This window comes from Dellaglioa sp. BT-FLS60, from assembly GCF_054941065.1.
Window position 1 is genome coordinate 1 of record NZ_JBSOLI010000010.1, and the last position, 522, is coordinate 522.

Consider the following 522-nt stretch of genomic DNA (forward strand, 5'->3'; position numbering starts at 1 on the left):
TCGTATTACCGCGGCTGCTGGCACGTAGTTAGCCGGTGCTTATTCTTCAGGTACCGTCATGAGTCCCAGGTATTAACCAGAACCTTTTCTTCCCTGACAAAAGCGGTTTACAACCCGAAGGCCTTCTTCCCGCACGCGGCATGGCTGGATCAGGCTTGCGCCCATTGTCCAAAATTCCCCACTGCTGCCTCCCGTAGGAGTCTGGGCCGTGTCTCAGTCCCAGTGTGGCTGGTCGTCCTCTCAGACCAGCTACAGATCGTTGGCTTGGTGGGCCTTTACCCCACCAACTACCTAATCTGATATCGGCCGCTCCAATCGCGCGAGGTCTTGCGATCCCCCGCTTTCACCCTCAGGTCGTATGCGGTATTAGCTGCTCTTTCGAGCAGTTATCCCCCACGACTGGGCACGTTCCGATATATTACTCACCCGTTCGCCACTCGTCAGCTTAACCTGTTACCGTTCGACTTGCATGTGTAAGGCATGCCGCCAGCGTTCAATCTGAGCCAGGATCAAACTCTAGAG

1 rRNA gene is annotated in these 522 nt (G+C 55.4%); it reads right to left on the reverse strand.

Going from position 1 to position 522, the window contains the following annotated elements:
* A 16S ribosomal RNA gene (locus ACVQ8P_RS00320) occupies positions 1–522 on the reverse strand; the annotation flags it as partial.